Source organism: Pseudomonas sp. UFMG81 (assembly GCF_015354575.1).
Lineage (GTDB): Bacteria > Pseudomonadota > Gammaproteobacteria > Pseudomonadales > Pseudomonadaceae > Aquipseudomonas.
Genome location: NZ_JACAFQ010000027.1, coordinates 1 through 18432, shown reverse-complemented (window position 1 = coordinate 18432; position 18432 = coordinate 1). Strand labels below are relative to the sequence as shown.

Below are 18432 nucleotides of genomic sequence, written 5' to 3'. Positions count from 1 at the left end.
GTGAGTGCCGGCATCGCCCACGCACAGGCCCGCCGCCGGGAACACCTTCACGCCTTGCACCACTCGCTGGGTTGCCGATAGCCGGCCGCCCAAGCGAGCACCTGCTCTGCCGGCATCGGCCGGGCGATGCCATACCCTTGGGCCAACTCGCAGCCCAGCCCCATCAGTACCCGGCCATGTTCGACGCTCTCCACCCCCTCGGCGACTACCTCGCGGCCAAAGGCCCGCGCCAGGCCGATCACTGCGGTGGTCAGCGCCAGGTCGTCATGGTCATGCAGGATGTCGCGCACGAACGACTTGTCGACCTTGATGGTCTGCGCCGGCAAGCGCTTGAGGTAACTCAGCGAGGAATAGCCGGTACCGAAGTCGTCCAGCGAAAAGCGCACGCCGAGGGCACGGCAGGCGTCGAGGCAACGGCCGACGTGCGCCAGGTTGTCGATGGCCACCGACTCGACGATTTCCAGGTCCAGACACGCCGGGTCGACACCTGGGTGATGTGCCAGCAACTGGGCCAGGCGCTCGGCGAAATCGCCACGCTGCAACTGGCGGGCGGCGATGTTCACGCTCAACGACCAGTCGCAACCGCTTTGCTGCCACTGCTGCAATTGGCTCAGGGCCTGGTCGATGACCCATTCGCCCAGTTCGACGATCAGGTCGGTCTGCTCCACCAGCGGCAGGAACTCCCCCGGCGGCACCGGCCCCTTCGAGGGGTGCAGCCAGCGCAGCAGGGCCTCGAAGCCGATCACCCGGCCGCTGCGCATGTTCACCTTGGGCTGGTAGTACAAGCGCAACTCGCCGTCACGCAGGGCCCGGCGCACTCGGGTCACGGTCTGGTGGGTGGCCTTGAGCTCCTGCTCCTGCGACACATCGAACAGGTGGTAGCGGTTGCGCCCGCGCTGCTTGGCCACGTACATGGCCTGGTCGGCATGGCGCACCAGGGTGTCGGCGTCTTCTTCATCCTGAGGGAACAGGGTCACGCCGATACTGGCGCTGAGGGTCAAGGGTTGCTCGCGCACCACATAAGGCGCGGCCAGGGCCTGCAACACGCGCTGCAAGGCGGCATGCAACGGCCGCGGCCCCTCGACATTGCGCAGGATCAGCACGAACTCGTCACCCGACAGCCGCGCCACCGCATCGCCACCGCGCAGGATACCCTGCAGGCGCCGGGCCACCTCCACCAGCAACAGGTCGCCGGTGGCATGGCCGTAGCCATCGTTGACCGCCTTGAAACCGTCCAGGTCGAGCATGCACACCGCCAGCGGCACACGTTCGCGGCGAGAGAAGGCCAACGCCTGGTTGAGCAAGTCAGACAGGTAGGCGCGGTTCGGCAGGCCGGTCAGCACGTCATGCCCCACGCGCCATTGCAGGGTGTGCAGCAGCTGGCGCTTCTCGGTGATGTCGAAGCGGATCGACACGTACTTGCGCACCTTGTTGGTCTGCGGGTCGATCAGCGGCACCATGGTGCTGTCTACCCAGTACAGCGAACCATCCTTGGCCCGGTTGCAGATTTCGCCCTTCCACACCCGCCCTGCTGCCAGCGAGCGCCACATGTCGAGGAAGAACGTCGGCTCGTGCAACCCAGAGTTGAGGATGCGGTGGTTGACCCCCAGCAGTTCCTCGCGGCTGTAGCCAGAGATACTGCAGAACTGCTGGTTGACGTAGGTGATGCGCCCACCCAGGTCGGTCTCGGAAAAGATCGCGGCCGCGTCCACGGCCGCGCGGTAGTTGTCGTCCATAACCTTGGCAACCTAGCGGTTGAAACGCTCCACCAGGGCGCGCAATCCGGCGCACACCTGCTCCAGTTCTGCACCGCGCGAGGCGGCGGCATTGGCCTGCTGAGCACTCAGCTGGACCGTACCGGCCACGCCATTGATCTGCCGCGAAACATCCTCGGCCACCGCCGACTGCTGCTGCGAGGCCGCGGCCATCTGCTGGCTCATGTCGCTGATGCGCAGCACCGCCTGGCGAATGCCCTGCAACGCGTCCTGGGCCTGGGCCACCTGGCTTACGCCCTGCTGCGCGCCCTCGATGCCCAGGCTGGCGATGCTCACCGCCTGTTCGGCGCCGCCGCGCAGGGTGTCGGTGATGGCCTGGATATGCAGGGTGGACTGGCGGGTCTTGTCGGCCAGCGCACGCACCTCGTCGGCGACCACCGCGAAACCCCGGCCATGCTCACCGGCCCGTGCCGCCTCGATCGCGGCATTGAGCGCCAGCAGGTTGGTCTGCTCGGCGATGGCGCGGATCATCCCGGCGGCCTCGGCGATGGCACCGGTCTGACCAGCCAGGTCGTTGACCGCCTGGTTGATCTGCCCGACGGTGTCGGCCAGGCCATTGATCGCCGCACCGCTGGCGTCGGCCACCTGGCTGCCCTGCTCGGCCAGCAAGTGCGCGGTGTGCGCCTCCTGGGCGGTGAGCTGCACGTGGCCGGCGACCTCGCCGATGGAGGCGGCCATCTCGGTCATGGCGGTGGCGGTCAGGTCGGTTTCGGCGCGCTGTTCGAGCAGCGCCGCCTCGGTGCCGCGCGACAGTTGGCCGGCATCACGCGCGGCTTCGGCCATTTGCGCGGCCAGGTCGCTGAGGCGGGTTAGCGCGGTCTTGAGCCGGGCCTCTTCGCTGATCAGGATCAGCTCGAGCTGGCCGGCCGGCCCGTGCAGGTCACTGTAGGTCAGCGCCGCGACCGGGTCGCCGAAGGTATCGCCGGCACCCTCGGCGATGCGCCGCAGGTGGCGGCCCATGCGGCTCTGCGCCCAGGCGCCGACGGCGACGAACAGCGCCAGCGTCAGGCCCTGCGCGGGCAGCCCCGGCCACAGCCGATTGCCCCCCACAGCGAGGGCGCCACCCAGCAACGGTACCGCCATGGCCCGCAGCAGCAGGCCCAGGCGCCGTGCCGGCGACACCGCCGCCTTGCCGGCCCGCAGCCGTGCGTACAGGGCCTCGGCGCGCGCCACCTGCTCGCGAGTCGGGCGCACCCGCACCGACTCGTAGCCCACCACCCGGCCGTTTTCGAGGATGGGCGTGACGTAGGCGTTGACCCAGTAGAAGTTGCCGTTGCGGCAGCGGTTCTTGACGATGCCCATCCAGCTCTTGCCGGCCTTGAGGTACTGCCACATCAATTCGAACACTGCCTCGGGCATGTCCGGGTGACGCACCAGGTTGTGCGGGCTGCCGATCAGCTCGTCCTGGCTGTAACCACTGATGGCGGCGAATTCGGCGTTGCAGTAGGTGATCAGGCTGGCCGTGTCGGTGGCGGAGATCAGCCGCTGATGCTCGGGGAAGCTTTGCTCGACCGGATTGACCGGCAGGTTCAGACGCACGATGAGACTCCATTCACAAACGATTCGTCAGGCCGCCCGACAGGCTGCACCCGCGTGCCGGAACCGCTCGAGGCAGGCCGGCTCCAATGCCTGGCAGCCGTTTCACAACCGTGAAACCGGGCGCGATCACCTTAGGCAGGCAGTTGAATGACCGTTCAGTCAAAGCGGGCGATTCTACGAATTCCATCACACTTTGCAAATAAAGGTGATGAATCGTGGCGTTGCCTTAAGCGAATAGATATCGTTAAGTGCTTGATTCTAAATGGGAATTAAGCGATGACGAGATCAGGTCTAGGTCCCGCCCTGCGCCGCTACCGCAAACTGGCGGGCCTCACACAGGCGCAACTGGGCGAGCGCACCGGCTTTGACCCCAAGACCATCAGCCGCTTCGAAACCGGCACCTACACCCCCAGTGTCGAGGCGTTACTGCACTTCGCCGAGACGCTGGGGGTCAAGCCGAAAGCCTTCTTCGCCGAACCGGACGACGAACAAGAGCAGCGTGCCTACCTGTTCGGTGTCATCCACAACGCCGCCACCAAAGACCTGGGCAAGCTGATCGCTGCCGTCGATCAGGTCCTCGCCAAGCCCTGAAATCCCCTTGTGCACCCTTGTAGAGCCTTCTTGCCGATCCTGCACCACAACTGGTCAGACCGGTAAGGCCAAAAACCCTTGCATTGTAGGATTTTTCGGCGTTACATGAGCCTCGCAGTGAACAAACCGGTAAGACCACAATAATTAAGTCCTGCACTCTTTCGCTCCGTGTGGCTGGGGGGCAAGGACACCGACCAGAGACTCCTCCCATGCTCAAATGGTGTTCGCGTTCGATCTTCCTCCAGGTAGTGCTCGGCCTCGCCCTCGGCGTCGCCTGTGGCCTGAGCTTCCCCGAGCTCTCCCTGCAACTCAAACCCCTGGGTGACGGCTTCATCAAGCTGATCAAGATGCTCATCGGCCTGATCGTGTTCTGCGTGGTGGTCAGCGGCATCTCCGGCGCCGGCGACCTGAAGAAGGTCGGGCGCATCGGCCTCAAATCCGTCATCTACTTCGAAGTGCTGACCACCCTGGCGCTGGTGATCGGCCTGGTGTTCGCCTTCACCAGCGGCATCGGCAGCGGCGCCAACATCCACCTCGACCAGCTGTCCAGTGCCGACGCCGGTGCCCTGGCCGAACGTGGCGCGCACCTGCACACCACCACCACCTTCCTCATGGACCTGATCCCGACGTCCGTGGTGGGCGCCTTCGCCGACAACAACATCCTCCAGGTGCTGCTGTTCTCGGTGCTGTTCGGCAGCGCCCTGAACCTGGTGGGCGAGTCGGCCTCGGGCATCTCGCGGCTGATCAACGAGCTGAGCCACGTGATCTTCCGCATCATGGGCATGATCGTGCGCCTGGCACCGCTCGGTGTGTTCGGCGCCATCGCCTTCACCACCAGCAAGTACGGCATCAGCTCGCTGCAGCACCTGGGCGGTCTGGTGGCGCTGTTCTACCTCACCTGCGCCGGCTTCGTGCTGATCGTCCTGGGCACCGTCATGCGCCTGTCGGGGCTCAAGCTGCTGCCGCTGATCAAGTACCTGCGTGAAGAACTGAGCATCGTGCTGGGTACCGCGTCCTCCGACGCCGTACTGCCGCAAGTGATGCGCAAGCTCGAACACCTCGGCATCGGCAGCTCCACCGTCGGCCTGGTGATCCCCACCGGCTATTCGTTCAACCTCGACGGCTTCTCCATCTACCTGACCCTGGCCATCGTGTTCATCGCCAACGCCACCGGCACACCGCTGGCGATGACCGACTTGCTGACCATTCTTCTGGTGTCGCTGGTGACTTCCAAGGGGGCTCACGGCATCCCAGGCTCGGCCCTGGTGATCCTCGCCGCCACCCTGACCGCGGTGCCGGCGATCCCGGTGGTGGGCCTGGTGCTGGTGCTGGCGGTGGACTGGTTCATGGGCATCGGCCGCGCGCTGACCAACCTGATCGGCAACTGCGTTGCCACCGTGGCCATCGCCCGCTGGGAGAAGGATATCGACCTGGAGCGCGCCAATAATGTGCTGGCCGGCAAGCCTGGTTTCGCCGCCCCCACCCGCAAGCAGGGCCAACCCCATCAACAGGAATTCTAAGTACCCGGTGGCCGGCGCCAAGCGTCGGCCAGCTCGGCACAAAGATGCAGCGTCAACCAAGGAGCGAAACGTGATCAGCTCATCGACCGTCGTCAATTCAGTGGTGGAGAAGCTCCGCCAGGCCCTGGCCCGTGGCCAGTGGCGCAGCGGCGACATGCTGCCCGGCCAGCGCGAGCTGGCCGAGCAACTGGGTATCAGCCGCCCCAGCCTGCGCGAGGCGGTGACCGTGCTGGAAACCCTGGGCCTGGTGCGCTCGATGCCCGGCAAGGGCGTGCTGGTGCTGGACGCCGATGTCGCCACCGCCAGCGAGCCGGAGGCGGTCGCCGCGGCGAGCCTGGCCGACGTGCTGGAGCTGCGCTACACCCTCGAACCCTTCATCGCCGGGCTGGTGGCGCAATCGGCCGGCAGCCAGGACATCGGCCAACTGCGCCTGACCCTGATGGACATGCGCGAAGCCCTCGACGCCGGTGACAGCGAAGCCGGCATCAACGCCTACATCGCCTTCCACGAAGCGTTGTTCGCCCTGACCACCAACCCGATCTTCCAGAGCGTGGTGCAGCAGACCGGCAACGCCCTCAAGGAGAGCGCCGACATGCTGCGCAAGTCGCCCGAACACCTGGCCGCGCGGCTGAGCGAAAACGAAGCGGTGGTGCGCGCCATCCGCGAGCGCAACAGCGCCCTGGCCAGCCTGCAGATGCGCCGGCACATCCTCGCCGAAGGCGAGCGCATGGGCATCGCCCTGAACATCCCGGACGACCACCCAGGCCCCTGAATAAAGAAGGAGAGCGCCCATGACCGCCTGCGCCCAAGCCGCCCCCCACTTGCCTGCCCTGCTCGGTGCCGGCGAGACCCGCCTGTCGGCGGAGCAGATCTACCCCCGGCTGTTCGACGCCATCCTCGAGCAGCGCCTGCCGCCGGGCAGTGCATTGCCCGAGCAGGCGCTGGGCAATGCGTTCGGGGTCAGCCGTACGGTGATCCGTCGGGTGCTCGGGCGCCTGTCCGACCAGCAGGTGGTGGTGCAGCGCCCCAGCCACACCGCGCACCTGGCCGCGCCCGATCCGCAGCAGGCGCGCCAGGTGCTCAGCGCCCGGCGCCTGGCCGAGACCACGCTGATCGGTTTGGCCACCCAGCGCGCGCGCCCGGCGCAGATCCGCCAGCTGCGCCAGCTGGTGGAGCGCGAACGCCAGCACCATGAACAGGGCGAACGCTGCACGGCGATCCGCCTGGGCGGCGAGTTCCACATGAAGCTGGCGCAGATGGCCGCCAATGCGCCATTGGCGCGCTTTCTCGATGGCCTGGTGCCGATGACCTCGCTGATCATCGCCCGTTACGAGTCACCCTGCTGCGAGCACTGCGCCTGGCAGGAGCATGCGGCGATCATCGACGCGGTGGAAAATGGCGATGGTGAAGCCGCGCTTGCGCTGATGCACGAACATCTGGACCGCCTGGAAGCCAAGCTCGACCTGGACCAGCACCCTCCCCTGTAGGAGCCAGCTTGCTGGCGAGGGGCAACGTGTAAAGCCGGCTCCTATGAAAAGACCACGGCGTCGACGTCCGGCAAGATCACCACCTCATCCCCCAACGACCATTCCGCCGCCCGCGCCGCCAGGGCCGCAGGCACACCCAGCGACCCGCCCGGGCCGGACGGCACGTCATAGGTGGCGTGGCCATTGTGGGGTAGCAGCACGCCGAAGCCACGCTGCAAGGCGGCACGGGCAGTGGCCGCCAGGCACATCTCCGACAACAGGCCACACAGGGCCAGGCGCTGAACACCCAACTCGCGCAGCAGCGCTTCCAGCCGCGTGTCGGCGAACCCATCATCCTCGCACTTGAACAGCACGTGCTCGCCTCGGGCTGGCGGGAAGTACAGCGGCCAACCGGCGCTGTGCGGGGCATCCGGCGTACCGGGGTCACCGTCATTCTGCAGGAAGATCACCGGCACGCCGGCCGCGCGCGCCCTGGACAGCAGGCGGGCGATGCTCAACTGCAGCGCCAGGTGGCCCGGAACGGCGTCCGGGCCTTGCATGAACGCGCATTGCACATCCACCAACAGCAGTGCGTCGGCTTTGGGAACACAGAGGGCAGTCACCTATGTCTCCGAAGTGAGGGACCAGCGTGCGAGCATAGCGCAGTGGCCGCTGCGGTCAGTACCATGCCATTCGAAGCACTTCCTGTAGGAGCCGGCTTTGCCGGCGAATGGGCCACTACAGTCAGCACACACTTCTGATCCCACAGGGGTGCGCGACCACCATGAGGCCCTTTTCAACTGGAGACACCATGAACCACAGCATCGTGCCGGTGGGCACGGAACACCACGACCGCCTCACCGAGCTCTGGGAAGCCTCGGTGCGGGCGACCCACGACTTTCTGCCTGAAGGCTATATAGAACGTCTGCGCCCCCTGGTGCGCGAGCAGTACCTGAGTTTCGTCGAGCTGCGCGCCTGGCGCGATGGTGACGGACGCATCCATGGCTTTGCTGGCGTGCATGACGGCAAGCTGGAGATGCTTTTCGTCGATCCCGCCTGCCGTGGCCAGGGCATCGGCAAGGCACTGCTGGCCAGCGTGGTCGATGAACTGGGCGTAAGCGAGGTCGATGTCAACGAACAAAACCCCCAGGCGGTGGGGTTCTACCTCAAGCAGGGGTTCGTCCGGATTGGACGGTCCGAGGTGGATGGGCAGGGTGATCCCTATCCGTTGCTGCACCTGAAACTGGGGGGCTGACATGCCAATCGAACCTGCACAGAGGGCCGCTCCGCGGCCCAACCTATACTTCGGATAATTCCCCCACAGCCTCTTCCCTGGGAGGCAACCCACGTGAAATCCCTCCTCGCGGCACTCCCGCTCTGCCTCCTGCTGGCCCTCGCCGGCTGTGCCGGCAAACGCCCGGCGGCCCCACCGCCCCCGCAAAACCTGCCCCCTGCCGTCTGGCAACGCATCGACCAGGACATCATCGAAGCCTCGGCCGCCGCCGCAGGCTCGGCCAACGACTATGCCCGGCGCTCGATGCGGGTGTGGAAGGAACAGGTGCAGCAACGCACCGAAAACGACTTCATCCCCTGGTTCACCGGCTACTGGACCCAGCAATGGCTGACCCTCAAGGTGGCCTGGTACAAGATGAACAGCGGCAACGGCACCGAGCCGCCGGAAAAGCGTCTGGCCCTGTACCTGCAGACGCAGTACCACGAGCGGGTGATCGACCCGGTGGCCGAGCAGATCAACCCCGAAGGCATTCGCGACCGCGCCAGCGAGCTGTACCTGCAACTGCTCGGACAGCAGCTGACGGCGATCATCCAGCGCTACAACGCGCCACCGGAGCAGTTCAGCCAGCGCCTGAACCGCATCCCGATCATCACCCTCGGCCCGCCCGACGCCCGCAACGCCACGCTCTATCAACTGCTCAGGGCCAAGTCGCTGGACCAGCAACCGGCCTGGCAATCGCTGCGCGAGCACCTGCATCAACAAGCCGCGAAAGGCCCGGGGCAGACCGAGACAGGGCTTTCGTCGGTGGCCACCCAGGCCAGCGAGAAGCTCGGCGCCACCCTTGCCCCGCGTGGCGCCGCCAGCGCCATCGCCGCAGCGGTGGGCAAGGCAGCGGGCACCTTGATTTCGCTGGCGGTGGCCGGTTACGGCATGGTCAGCCACGACCGCGAGCAACCGCAGATGGTCGAGCAACTGCGGGTGATCCTCAATGTGGCGTTGAACCAGGAATGGCAGGAACTGATGGAGAACCGCCAGAGCGGCGCCATGGCCGGGGTGTACTACCTGTCGGGGCAGGTGGAGGACAGCTTGCTGGCGAACCGGATGCCTGAACGGGAACAGGAGCCACTACTGATTCGCCTGGTCCCGTGATTGGCCCTGTAGGAGCGGCCTTGTGCCGCGAAAGGGCCGCGGATGACCTTCAGGCCGTCGCCAGCGCCGAGGTCGGCAGCCCGAAGATTCGGTCGAACGCCCAGTTGTAGACGAAGGTGTAGCACGGCACCAGGATGATGAACGCGAAGTCCACCACCAACGCCTCCAGCAGGCTCATGTCCAACCACCAGGCGATCAGCGGGATCAAATACACCACCAACGTAAGCTGGAAGCCGATGGCATGCGCCACCCGCCGCTTCACGCTGCGCCCGCGGGTGGCCTGGCGGCTTTCCCAGCGCTCGAACAGGCTGTTGTAGATGAAGTTCCAGGCCATGGCGATGGTGGTGATCATCACCGCCAGCGGGCCGGTGTGCGAGGCCTGGGTGTCGGACAGGTAGGCCAGGCCCAGGGTCGACATGCACAGGCCGATCAGTTCGTAGAAGGTCACGTAGACCAGTTTGCGTTGGAGTCCTTGCACGGGGTTACCTTGTTGCGATGTTCATGAAAGGCGGCAAGGATGCATCACCAGGCTTGACAGAAAAAGTTGGCAGCTTTCAGATTTACTGAAAGGAGACTGCCATGAATTTTTCCAGCGACACCATCCTGCTGTTCCTCGCCGTGCTCGACCACGGCTCGTTCTCGGCTGCCGCCCGGGCGCTGGGGCGGGTGCCCTCGGCGGTGAGCATGGCCATCGGCAACCTTGAAGCGGAGCTGGGCTATGCGCTGTTCGAGCGCGGCGCGCGCGAGGTGCGCCCCACTGCCCAGGCCCAGGCGCTGGAGCCCCACGCACGATTGATCGCCGAGCAGCTGGGCCTGCTGGCGGTGCATGCCCTGGAGCTGTCGCGCGGGCTGGAAAGCAGCCTGGCGATCGCCGTGGTGCCCGACATCGACCAGCGCCCGCTGCTCGGTGCCATCGCCCACCTGGGCGAGCGCCACCCACTGCTCGACATCGAACTGCTCTCGGCGCCACAAGAAGAAGCCCTGCACCTGCTCGACGAGGGCCGGGTGAACTTGTGCCTGGCTTTCGCCGGGCTACAGGTCGATCCACGGCGCAGTTTCCAGCACATCGCCATGGAATCGCTGGTGGCCACGCTCTCGCCGAGGCATCCGGCCTACGTCGAGGGGCGCATCCGCGACCTCGAGGACCTGGTCAACCTGCGCCAGATCCTGGTGCGCAGCCGCGACCTGCCGCTGACCGACCCACGCTCGTCGATCGGCACCTCGCACTGGCGCACCGACAGCTTCGACCTGGCGTTGCAGATGGTCGAGGCGGGGCTGGGCTGGGGCGACCTGCCCCTGTCGCGGGTTGCCCCGCTGATCGCTGCCGGGCGCCTGGTGCGGCTGGACTTTCGCAACACCCACAATGCCCTGGAGCTACCGGTGCATGCGTTCTGGCTCAAGCAGCAACCCCTGGGGCAGGCAGCCAGGGCGCTGGTGCAACGGCTGGCCTCGAAGTGATTTGTCACAACATAAGGGGATACCTGCCAGAACCTGCGACATTTAGTGCTTCAACATTTTGCGCAAACGGCCGATAGCTGGGGAACAGGCCCCGTCACTCGTGCCACAAGCACGCGGCGCCCTCCCCTCACTGAATCAAGGTCTCGAAACATGAACCTGAAATTCCGCCACAAGATCCTGCTCAGTGCCTGCGGCGTCGTCGTCCTGGCATTTGCGTTGTTCACCCTCTACAACGACTACTTGCAGCGCAACACCATCCGCCAGAACATCGAATCGTCGGTCCGCCAGGCCGGCCTGCAGACCGCCAGCAGCGTGCAGAACTGGATGAGCGGGCGCATCCTGGTACTGGAAAACCTGGCCCAGGACATCGCCCAGCAAGGCGCCGGCAGCAACGTGCCAGGCCTGGTCGACCAGCCGTCCTACACCAGCAACTTCCAGTTCACCTTCTTCGGCCAGAACACCGGCCTGTTCACCCAGCGCCCCGACGTCAAGATGCCCGACGACTATGACCCGCGTAAGCGCCCTTGGTACGGCCAGGCGGTTGCCGCCAACCAGACCATGCTGACCCCGCCGTACATGGCCGCCGTAGGTGGCCTGGTGGTGACCATCGCCATGCCGGTCAAGGCCAAGGCCAACGGCGAAATGCTGGGTGTGGTCGGTGGCGACCTGAGCCTGAACACCCTGGTGGACATCATCAACGCCGTGGACTTCGGCGGCATCGGCCATGCGTTCCTGGTCGACCGCGACGGCCAGGTCATCGTCAGCCCGGACAAGGACCGGGTGATGAAGAACCTCAAGGACATCTACCCAGGCTCGCCGCTACGGGTCGAGCCCGGCATTCAGGAAGTCAGCCTCGACGGCAAGGACCGCATCATCTCCTTCGCCCCGGTCGCAGGCCTGCCGTCGGCGCAGTGGTACATCGGCCTGTCGATTGACAAGGACAAGGCCTACGCCCCACTGAGCCAGTTCCGCACCTCGGCGATCATCGCCATGCTCATCGCCGTGGCCGTCATCGCCGGCCTGCTCGGTTTGCTGATCCCGGTGCTGATGCGCCCGCTGACCACCATGGGCCGTGCCATGCAGGACATCGCCGAAGGCGAAGGCGACCTGACCCGCCGCCTGGCCGTGGAGCAGAAGGACGAGTTCGGCGAGCTGGCCACCTCGTTCAACCGTTTCGTCGAGCGTATCCACGCCTCGATCAGCGAAGTGTCGTCGGCCACCCGCCTGGTGCATGACCTGTCGGAAAAAGTAGTAGGTGCCTCCAACGCCTCGCTGACCGGTTCCGAAGAACAGAGCATGCGCACCAACAGCGTGGCCGCAGCGATCAACGAGCTGGGTGCTGCTACCCAGGAGATCGCGCGCAACGCCGCCGACGCTTCGCAGCATGCCAGCGGCGCCAGCGAGCAGGCCAATGGCGGCCGCGCCGTGGTGGAAGAAGCGATCAACGCCATGACCGCGCTGTCGCAACGCATCAGCGAATCCTGCGAGCAGATCGAGACGCTCAACGCCAGCACCGACGAGATCGGCAAGATTCTCGACGTGATCAAGGGCATCTCCCAGCAGACCAACCTGTTGGCGCTCAACGCCGCCATCGAGGCCGCCCGCGCTGGCGAGGCCGGGCGTGGTTTCGCCGTGGTCGCCGACGAAGTGCGCAACCTGGCCCACCGTACCCAGGAGTCGGCCGAAGAGATCCACCGCATGATCACCAGCCTGCAAGTGGGCTCGCGCGAAGCGGTGCACACCATGAACACCAGCCAGGTGTCCAGCGAAGAGACCGTGCAGGTGGCCAACGAGGCCGGCGAGCGCCTGGCCAGCGTCACCCAGCGCATCGGCGAGATCGACGGCATGAACCAGTCGGTGGCCACCGCCACCGAAGAGCAGACTGCCGTGGTCGAGAGCCTGAACCTGGACATCACCCAGATCAACGCGCTGAACCAGCAAGGGGTGGAAAACCTCAACGAAACCCTGCGCCACTGCGACGCCCTGAGCCAGCAGGCCGGGCGCCTGAAGCAGCTGGTGGGCAGCTTCCGTATCTGACCTGTGAGAGCGCGCAGGCCGCTGTAGGAGCGGCCTTGTGTCGCGAAAGGGCCGCATAGCGGCCCCGGCATCTTAACTTCGCGCCCTAGATTGCTGGGGCCGCTACGCGGCCCTTTCCGGCCGGTCCGGCGCCCCGGCAAGGCCGCTCCTACAAGGGTTCGTGCCAGCCATCAGGCTTGGTTTTCGCCGACGAACGCCTGCACTTCGATCTCCACATCCACCCCCAGCGCCAACGCCGACGCCACCGTCGAGCGCACCGGCAGCGCCGCACCGAAGAACTCCTTGTACACCTCGTTGAAACCCGCGAAGTGACTCATGTCCGACAGCCACACCGTGGCCTTCACCACCTGGTCGAAACGCGCGCCACAGGCTGCCAGGCTCTCGCTGATGCGCTCACAGGCGGCCCGTGTCTGGGCCTGGATGTCACCGCGTACCACTTCGCCACTGGCGCTCATCGGCACCTGCCCGGACAGGAACAGAAAACCGCCGGCCTTCACCGCCCGTGAAAAGGGAAACGGCAGGCTGCTGGGGAAACGCTGGATATCATTGCTCACGGGATACCTCCATGGGGGTCGGTTGATACGTGCCGGCAATAGCCTCACTGGCTCGCCTGCGGCGGTCAAGGCCCGCAGGGTCGCCGTTGCGACGCGGTTATAACCTAATAACGAACAAGTCTATTTGGCTATAAAAAAATCTATATGCTGGCAAGCATCCGATCACGGGCAAGCTGGGCGTCGAGTAGCGTATGGATGTAGGTTCTTTCGGTTTCACCATTGCAGGGTTGGTCGTGGGCTTCATCGTCGGCATGACCGGCGTTGGCGGCGGCTCGCTGATGACCCCGATCCTGCTGTGGTTCGGCATCAGCCCGGCGACCGCCGTGGGCACCGACCTGCTGTATGCCGCCATCACCAAGGCCAGCGGCGTCTGGGTACACGGGCGCAACAACAACATCGACTGGAAAATCACCGGCTGGTTGAGCCTGGGCAGCGTGCCTGCCGCAGCGCTTACCCTGTGGTTCCTCAGCACCCTGCACACCGACACTTCGGCGCTCAATGCCGTGATCAAGCAAGGCCTGGCGGTGGTGCTGATCCTCACCGCCCTGGCGATCCTGTTCAAGTCGCGCCTGCAAGCATTCGCCAGCAAACATGCCGGTGACCACTACCACCTCAGCGACCGCACCCTCAACATCCTCACCGTCGTTACCGGCGTGATCCTCGGCGTGATGGTCACCCTGACCTCGATCGGCGCCGGCGCGCTGGGCACCGTGGCACTGTTCCTGCTCTATCCGTTCCTGGTCACCCGCCGCCTGGTGGGTACCGAAATCGCCCACGCCGTACCGCTGACCCTGGTGGCCGGCCTGGGTCATGCCGGCATGGGCAACATGGACTGGTCGCTGCTGGGCTACCTGCTGCTGGGTTCGCTGCCGGGCATCTACCTGGGCAGCCACCTCACCGGGCGCATCTCCGACCGCGTGCTGCGGCCTTGCCTGGCGACCATGCTGTTGCTGATCGGCTACAAGCTGGCGTTCTGATCAACCAGGTGCTTGTCGGCGGAATCTGTCAGTATCGGGCCCTGTCCCCACTGCCAGAGCCGCCCGATGGCCAATCCCCCCAGCCCGTTGCTACTTGCCCTGCGTGAAGGCACCCACGCCAGCCATAAACGCCTGGAACAGCGCCTGCCGTTCTTCAGCGAGCATTTCGACTTGAACGCCTACCGGCAGCTGCTGGCGGCCTACTTGGGCTTCCATGCGCCGCTGGAACTCGCCCTGGCCGATCACCAGCCCACCCAGCGCCACAAGGCTCCCGCCCTGCGGCACGACCTGCGGGCGCTTGGCCTGAGCGACGCCGAGCTCGCCGCCCTGCCCCTCTGTGGCACCTTGCCCGCCATCGACGACGAAGCCAGCGCCCTGGGCGTGATGTACGTGCTCGAAGGCTCCACCCTGGGTGGCCAGGTACTCAAACGGGCGATGGCCGAACGCCTGGGTATCGACAGTGACAGCGGCGCGGCGTTTCTCGACGTGTACGGGCCATTGACCGGCGCCCATTGGCGCAGCTTCCTCGACCGGCTCGCCCAGGCCGCGCTTGGCACGGCAGCCGAAGCCCGCACGGTACAGGCCGCAATCAGCACATTCGATTGCTTTGAACAATGGCTCGCGGCGCGTCGTGTATTGGCCCATTGACGACAGCCCGCCATGAAAGCCAACTGCCACCCTTAATCCCCGCCAGCCAGCCTCGTCCCTACATGTAACAATTTACAACAGGGATGTTGAGACATGACCGAGATATCACGTCGCTCGCTGGTCGGCCTGGGCCTTGCCCTCCCCGTGCTAAGCCAATTGCACTGGGCCGAGGCTACAGCCGCCACGGCCACAGGCCCGGTGCAGATCGACTACAACGAAAGCCCCTGGGGCCCCTGCGCCACCGCGCGCCAGGCAATGCAGGCGGGGATCGCCCAGAGCGGCCGCTACCCGTACAAGGCGCAGTACCGCTTGATCGACCTGTTCGCCGAACAGCACGGCCTGCAGCCAGAGCAGGTGCAGGTGTTCTGCGGTTCGAAACTGGCCCTGCAACATGCCGTGATGGCCTTCACTGGCCCGCGCAGCCTGGTCCTCGCCGAACCCTCCTATGAAGCCCCCGCCGAAGCGGCCCAGGGCTTCGGCACTGCGGTGCACGCCGTCGCCCTCGACAAGCGCCACGCCCATGACATAGACGCCATGCTGGCAGCCGACGCCAACCCGGGGCTGATCTACCTGTGCAACCCCAACAACCCCACCGGCACCCTCACGCCGCGCCAGGACATCGAACGCCTGCTGGCACGCAAGCCGGCCGGCAGCGTGGTGGTAGTCGACGAGGCCTATATCCATTTCAGCGATGCCCCCAGCTGCCTCGACCTGGTCAAGGACCACCCCGAACTGCTGGTGCTGCGCACGTTCTCCAAGCTCTACGGCATGGCTGGCGCACGCCTGGGCCTGGCCATTGGCCAGGCCCCACTGTTGCAGAAGTTGGAACTGTACGACGGCGAGAACGTGGCCCCGGCCAGCACCCTGCTGGGCGGCCTGGCCAGCCTGGAAGACCCGAACGTGGTGCCGCAGCGCAAGGCCGACAACGCCCGCCTGCGCGACCAGACCATCACCTGGCTGGGCCAGCGCGGCTGGCATTGCACCGCCTCCCAGGCCAACTGCTTCATGATCGACCTGCGCCAGCCGGCGCAGCCGCTGGTCGAGCGCATGGCCCGGGAGCAGGTGCTGGTCGGCCGGGTATGGCCAAGCTGGCCGAACTGGATGCGCGTGAGCGTGGGCGACGAAGCGGACATGCGCAGGTTCCGTGAAGCCTTCGCGCGGGTGACCGCCGCCTGAGCACGCAAAAGGGGGAGGCGATTGCAAGGAAACATCTGCTTGCAATTGCATTGACAATGGCCATGCCCGATCATGGCCACTGGCCTCTACCCGCCGACTGAAAGGAGTCACCCGGCAATGCTGCTCATACTCATCCTCGTCTCTGCGCTCAACCTTGCCATCAGCTGGTGGAACTGCCGCACCGTCGGCCAGATCTGGGACGAGGCCCGCTATGTCGGCGGCACCATGCGCCTGCTGGCCTGGGCCGGCGCCATCGAAGCCACCCTGGGCTTCAGCTCGGTGCTGCTGTTGCTGGTGACCCTGTACTTCTACGCCAACGGCCAATTGCCCCAGGAATACCTCGATGCCGTGAGCAGCCTTTGGTACTTGCTGATCATCATCCCGGCCATGGGCAGCGCCGTGGTGATCACCGTGCATTCGCTGGAAAACGCCTGGCGCGAACGTAACTTCAGCAACATCGCCGTGGCTGCGTGGAACGCCTTCGCCACCGCCCAGCGCCTGGAGCGCGCCACCCATGCCATGCCGGCGGCGTTCGAGCGGGTGACCAAGCTGTTCCAAGGCAAGGATGACCGCAAAGCCGCGCTGGTGGTGCTGATCGTGCTTATCGCCCTGACTGGCGGCGCGCTGATCACCTGGAAACTGATCCGTCACTACGCCCAGCAGGCCCGCGGGCCGCAGTTGCCGGAGGAAGCGCCACAGCCGCAGGCCATCGCCCCGGCCGCCCCCGCGCAACCCCTGCAGCCAGTGCCAGCGACAGGAGCGGCACGCAGTTCAATCTGAGCCTGCTGCCGACGTGTGACAGCAGCGACCCGCAACGCCTGGAAACACGCGATCACTTTTGCATTACCGCTACTGACAGCAAAATCCCTACGTCAACGACGTAGGGATGCAGTATGCTGACGATCATTGAATCTCCACTCTTCACCAAGCTATGGCCAGACTACTGGACCGAGGATGAACACGGCGCATTCATGCAGCACCTTGCCAACCATCCTGATGTCGGGTCTGTGATCCCGGGCTCTGGCGGATGTCGCAAGGTGCGTTGGAGCGTGGAAGGCCAGGGTAAACGCGGCGCGGTGCGGGTGATCTATACCGCTGAGTTGGCCAATGGCGCCCTGGTAGCGCTGCTCATCTACGGCAAGAGCGCCACTGAGAACATCCCCGCGCACCTGCTGCGCAAGATCGTGAAGGAAATGAACCATGCCCCTGACTGAAAAAGAGCTGTTGCAGCGCGATGCCAAGCGCAACATTGGCGATGAGCTGCTACAGGCCATTCGCGATGTCAAAGCCGGGGCATATGGCGCGGTGCATCAGGTCGAGTTGACCGAGGCCGCCGCGGCGCGTAGCAAGACGGGGCTCTCCCAGCCTCAATTCGCCGAACTGCTTGGCGTATCGGTACGCACGCTGCAAGAGTGGGAACAAGGTCGACGTACCCCCTCAGGGGCGGCACGATCGCTGTTGCATATTGCCGCCGCACGGCCCGATGTGTTCCGTGAAGTCCTGCAGAGCCGCACGGCCTAGAACAAAAGGGGCCGCTTGAGCGGCCCGCTGTCATCGATCAACCCCGCTCTATGCCCTCCAGCACCGCCGTGGTCAACGCCAAACCCTTCTCCAGCGAGTTTTCCGTGGCCACCAGCAGGCTGCGCAGTGGCTCGTCGGCCTTTTCCAGCGCCGTGGCATTGGTTTCGTAGGCGGCTTGCAGCGCCGCGACGGCGCAGACCAGGGCATCTTCGCCATCGATACCGGCACGCACCGAGAACATCGGTGGATGGGCGTCGTGGCAGGTGCCGAAGTGGGCATGGGCCGTGGTCGGTCGGGAGGTTCGGGTGGTGAGAGTGTCGGTGGTCATGGGCGAACCTCCCGGGACACAGTGCGAGGGGGATCGGGCACGATTTTCAGCATGGTTCAGCACTCCTGTACCGTCATGGGAAAACTGCCGACATCCGCTTGCACTCGAATGGGGTGGCAGCTATGCGCAGGTGTGCAAGACCGAGGATACAGGAACCCGGCAGGCCCGAAGGCCTCCCACGCATAGCCGCCATTGGCGACTTGCAGTTGCGCTGTACCTGCGGGCTTGCACACCCGGCCGTCGAATTGGCGACGACTTGGCGAGACTACGGAGCGCGCGGGAACAGGACAACCGCCGAAAGGCCGGAAAAGCTTGATTGGGAAATGGACTACATGGAATAGGGAAAATCCGATTCGGAAGGCGCTCCGAATCGCGCAAGTCGGCATTGGCTACAGTGAAAACGCAGCCCACACCGAGACACGCAATGAACACCCCCGCCCCCAGCTCCTGGCGCCGCCC

20 protein-coding genes and 2 pseudogenes are annotated in these 18432 nt (G+C 65.4%); 15 read left to right on the top strand and 7 right to left on the bottom strand.

Annotation, left to right across the window (positions count from 1 at the left end; all coding sequences use genetic code 11):
- Window positions 1-47: 47 nt before the first annotated feature.
- The 3 genes and pseudogenes from IX761_RS18985 to IX761_RS27700 form a co-directional block, all read right to left on the bottom strand.
- Window positions 48-1736 (bottom strand): putative bifunctional diguanylate cyclase/phosphodiesterase, encoded by a 1689-nt coding sequence (locus tag IX761_RS18985; RefSeq protein ID WP_194791101.1) that lies wholly within the window; start codon window positions 1734-1736, stop codon window positions 48-50.
- Between the two features lie 12 nt (window positions 1737-1748).
- Window positions 1749-2858, bottom strand: a complete 1110-nt coding sequence (locus IX761_RS18980) for a methyl-accepting chemotaxis protein (protein ID WP_416366805.1) — start codon at window positions 2856-2858, stop codon at window positions 1749-1751.
- Between the two features lie 174 nt (window positions 2859-3032).
- Window positions 3033-3314, bottom strand: a pseudogene (locus IX761_RS27700) (PAS domain-containing protein); the annotation flags it as partial.
- A gap of 276 nt (window positions 3315-3590) precedes the next feature.
- Between IX761_RS27700 and IX761_RS18975 the strand changes: the two are divergent.
- The 4 genes from IX761_RS18975 to IX761_RS18960 all read left to right on the top strand — a co-directional run bounded on the left by IX761_RS18975 (window position 3591) and on the right by IX761_RS18960 (window position 6912).
- Window positions 3591-3905 carry a helix-turn-helix domain-containing protein gene (locus IX761_RS18975; RefSeq protein WP_194791099.1) on the top strand — a complete coding sequence of 105 codons (315 nt, stop codon included), beginning with the start codon at window positions 3591-3593 and terminating at the stop codon, window positions 3903-3905.
- A gap of 209 nt (window positions 3906-4114) precedes the next feature.
- On the top strand, window positions 4115-5425 hold the full coding sequence (locus tag IX761_RS18970; protein ID WP_194791098.1) for a C4-dicarboxylate transporter DctA: 1311 nt from the start codon (window positions 4115-4117) through the stop codon (window positions 5423-5425).
- 70 nt (window positions 5426-5495) lie between these two features.
- On the top strand, window positions 5496-6197 hold the full coding sequence (locus IX761_RS18965) for a FadR/GntR family transcriptional regulator (protein WP_194791097.1): 702 nt from the start codon (window positions 5496-5498) through the stop codon (window positions 6195-6197).
- Window positions 6198-6216: 19 nt separating this feature from the next.
- The gene (locus IX761_RS18960; protein WP_194791096.1) at window positions 6217-6912 is read left to right on the top strand and encodes a GntR family transcriptional regulator; all 696 of its coding nucleotides are present in this window, start codon (window positions 6217-6219) and stop codon (window positions 6910-6912) included.
- Window positions 6913-6953: 41 nt separating this feature from the next.
- Here IX761_RS18960 and IX761_RS18955 read toward each other — a convergent pair whose 3' ends face one another.
- Window positions 6954-7514: an isochorismatase family protein gene (locus IX761_RS18955; RefSeq protein ID WP_194791095.1), complete on the bottom strand. Its 561-nt coding sequence runs from the start codon at window positions 7512-7514 to the stop codon at window positions 6954-6956.
- A 188-nt stretch (window positions 7515-7702) separates the two neighbouring features.
- On the opposite strand from IX761_RS18955, the gene IX761_RS18950 reads away from it, so the two are divergent.
- Together IX761_RS18950 and IX761_RS18945 are read left to right on the top strand one after the other, a co-directional pair.
- Entirely contained in the window at window positions 7703-8146 is a 444-nt protein-coding gene (locus tag IX761_RS18950; protein ID WP_194791094.1) for a GNAT family N-acetyltransferase, read from the top strand.
- Window positions 8147-8239: 93 nt separating this feature from the next.
- The gene (locus IX761_RS18945) at window positions 8240-9274 is read left to right on the top strand and encodes a hypothetical protein (protein ID WP_194791093.1); all 1035 of its coding nucleotides are present in this window, start codon (window positions 8240-8242) and stop codon (window positions 9272-9274) included.
- 49 nt (window positions 9275-9323) lie between these two features.
- On the opposite strand, the gene IX761_RS18940 is transcribed toward IX761_RS18945, so the two are convergent.
- The gene (locus tag IX761_RS18940) at window positions 9324-9752 is read right to left on the bottom strand and encodes a PACE efflux transporter (RefSeq protein ID WP_194791092.1); all 429 of its coding nucleotides are present in this window, start codon (window positions 9750-9752) and stop codon (window positions 9324-9326) included.
- 101 nt (window positions 9753-9853) lie between these two features.
- Between IX761_RS18940 and IX761_RS18935 the strand changes: the two genes are divergently transcribed.
- From IX761_RS18935 to IX761_RS27690, 3 genes and pseudogenes are all read left to right on the top strand, one after another.
- Window positions 9854-10732: a LysR family transcriptional regulator gene (locus IX761_RS18935; protein ID WP_194791091.1), complete on the top strand. Its 879-nt coding sequence runs from the start codon at window positions 9854-9856 to the stop codon at window positions 10730-10732.
- A 150-nt stretch (window positions 10733-10882) separates the two neighbouring features.
- Window positions 10883-11914: pseudogene (locus tag IX761_RS27695) on the top strand (cache domain-containing protein); the annotation flags it as partial.
- 114 nt (window positions 11915-12028) lie between these two features.
- Entirely contained in the window at window positions 12029-12769 is a 741-nt protein-coding gene (locus IX761_RS27690) for a methyl-accepting chemotaxis protein (protein ID WP_416366804.1), read from the top strand.
- Between the two features lie 170 nt (window positions 12770-12939).
- Here IX761_RS27690 and IX761_RS18925 read toward each other — a convergent pair whose 3' ends face one another.
- Window positions 12940-13323 (bottom strand): RidA family protein, encoded by a 384-nt coding sequence (locus tag IX761_RS18925; protein WP_194791089.1) that lies wholly within the window; start codon window positions 13321-13323, stop codon window positions 12940-12942.
- 191 nt (window positions 13324-13514) lie between these two features.
- Between IX761_RS18925 and IX761_RS18920 the strand changes: the two genes are divergently transcribed.
- The 6 genes from IX761_RS18920 (at window position 13515) to IX761_RS18895 (ending at window position 17645) form a co-directional block, all read left to right on the top strand.
- Window positions 13515-14300 (top strand): sulfite exporter TauE/SafE family protein, encoded by a 786-nt coding sequence (locus IX761_RS18920; RefSeq protein ID WP_194791088.1) that lies wholly within the window; start codon window positions 13515-13517, stop codon window positions 14298-14300.
- A gap of 66 nt (window positions 14301-14366) precedes the next feature.
- Window positions 14367-14948, top strand: a complete 582-nt coding sequence (locus IX761_RS18915; RefSeq protein WP_194791087.1) for a biliverdin-producing heme oxygenase — start codon at window positions 14367-14369, stop codon at window positions 14946-14948.
- Between the two features lie 93 nt (window positions 14949-15041).
- Entirely contained in the window at window positions 15042-16124 is a 1083-nt protein-coding gene (locus tag IX761_RS18910; RefSeq protein WP_194791086.1) for a pyridoxal phosphate-dependent aminotransferase, read from the top strand.
- 117 nt (window positions 16125-16241) lie between these two features.
- Window positions 16242-16904, top strand: coding sequence for a hypothetical protein (locus IX761_RS18905; protein WP_194791085.1), 663 nt, complete (start codon window positions 16242-16244; stop codon window positions 16902-16904).
- Between the two features lie 113 nt (window positions 16905-17017).
- The gene (locus IX761_RS18900; RefSeq protein ID WP_194791084.1) at window positions 17018-17338 is read left to right on the top strand and encodes a transcriptional regulator; all 321 of its coding nucleotides are present in this window, start codon (window positions 17018-17020) and stop codon (window positions 17336-17338) included.
- Window positions 17325-17645 carry a helix-turn-helix domain-containing protein gene (locus IX761_RS18895; protein ID WP_194791083.1) on the top strand — a complete coding sequence of 107 codons (321 nt, stop codon included), beginning with the start codon at window positions 17325-17327 and terminating at the stop codon, window positions 17643-17645. The genes IX761_RS18900 and IX761_RS18895 overlap by 14 nt, the downstream gene beginning before the upstream one ends.
- A gap of 37 nt (window positions 17646-17682) precedes the next feature.
- Here IX761_RS18895 and IX761_RS18890 read toward each other — a convergent pair whose 3' ends face one another.
- Entirely contained in the window at window positions 17683-17973 is a 291-nt protein-coding gene (locus IX761_RS18890; RefSeq protein ID WP_194791082.1) for a hypothetical protein, read from the bottom strand.
- Window positions 17974-18432: the final 459 nt, after the last annotated feature.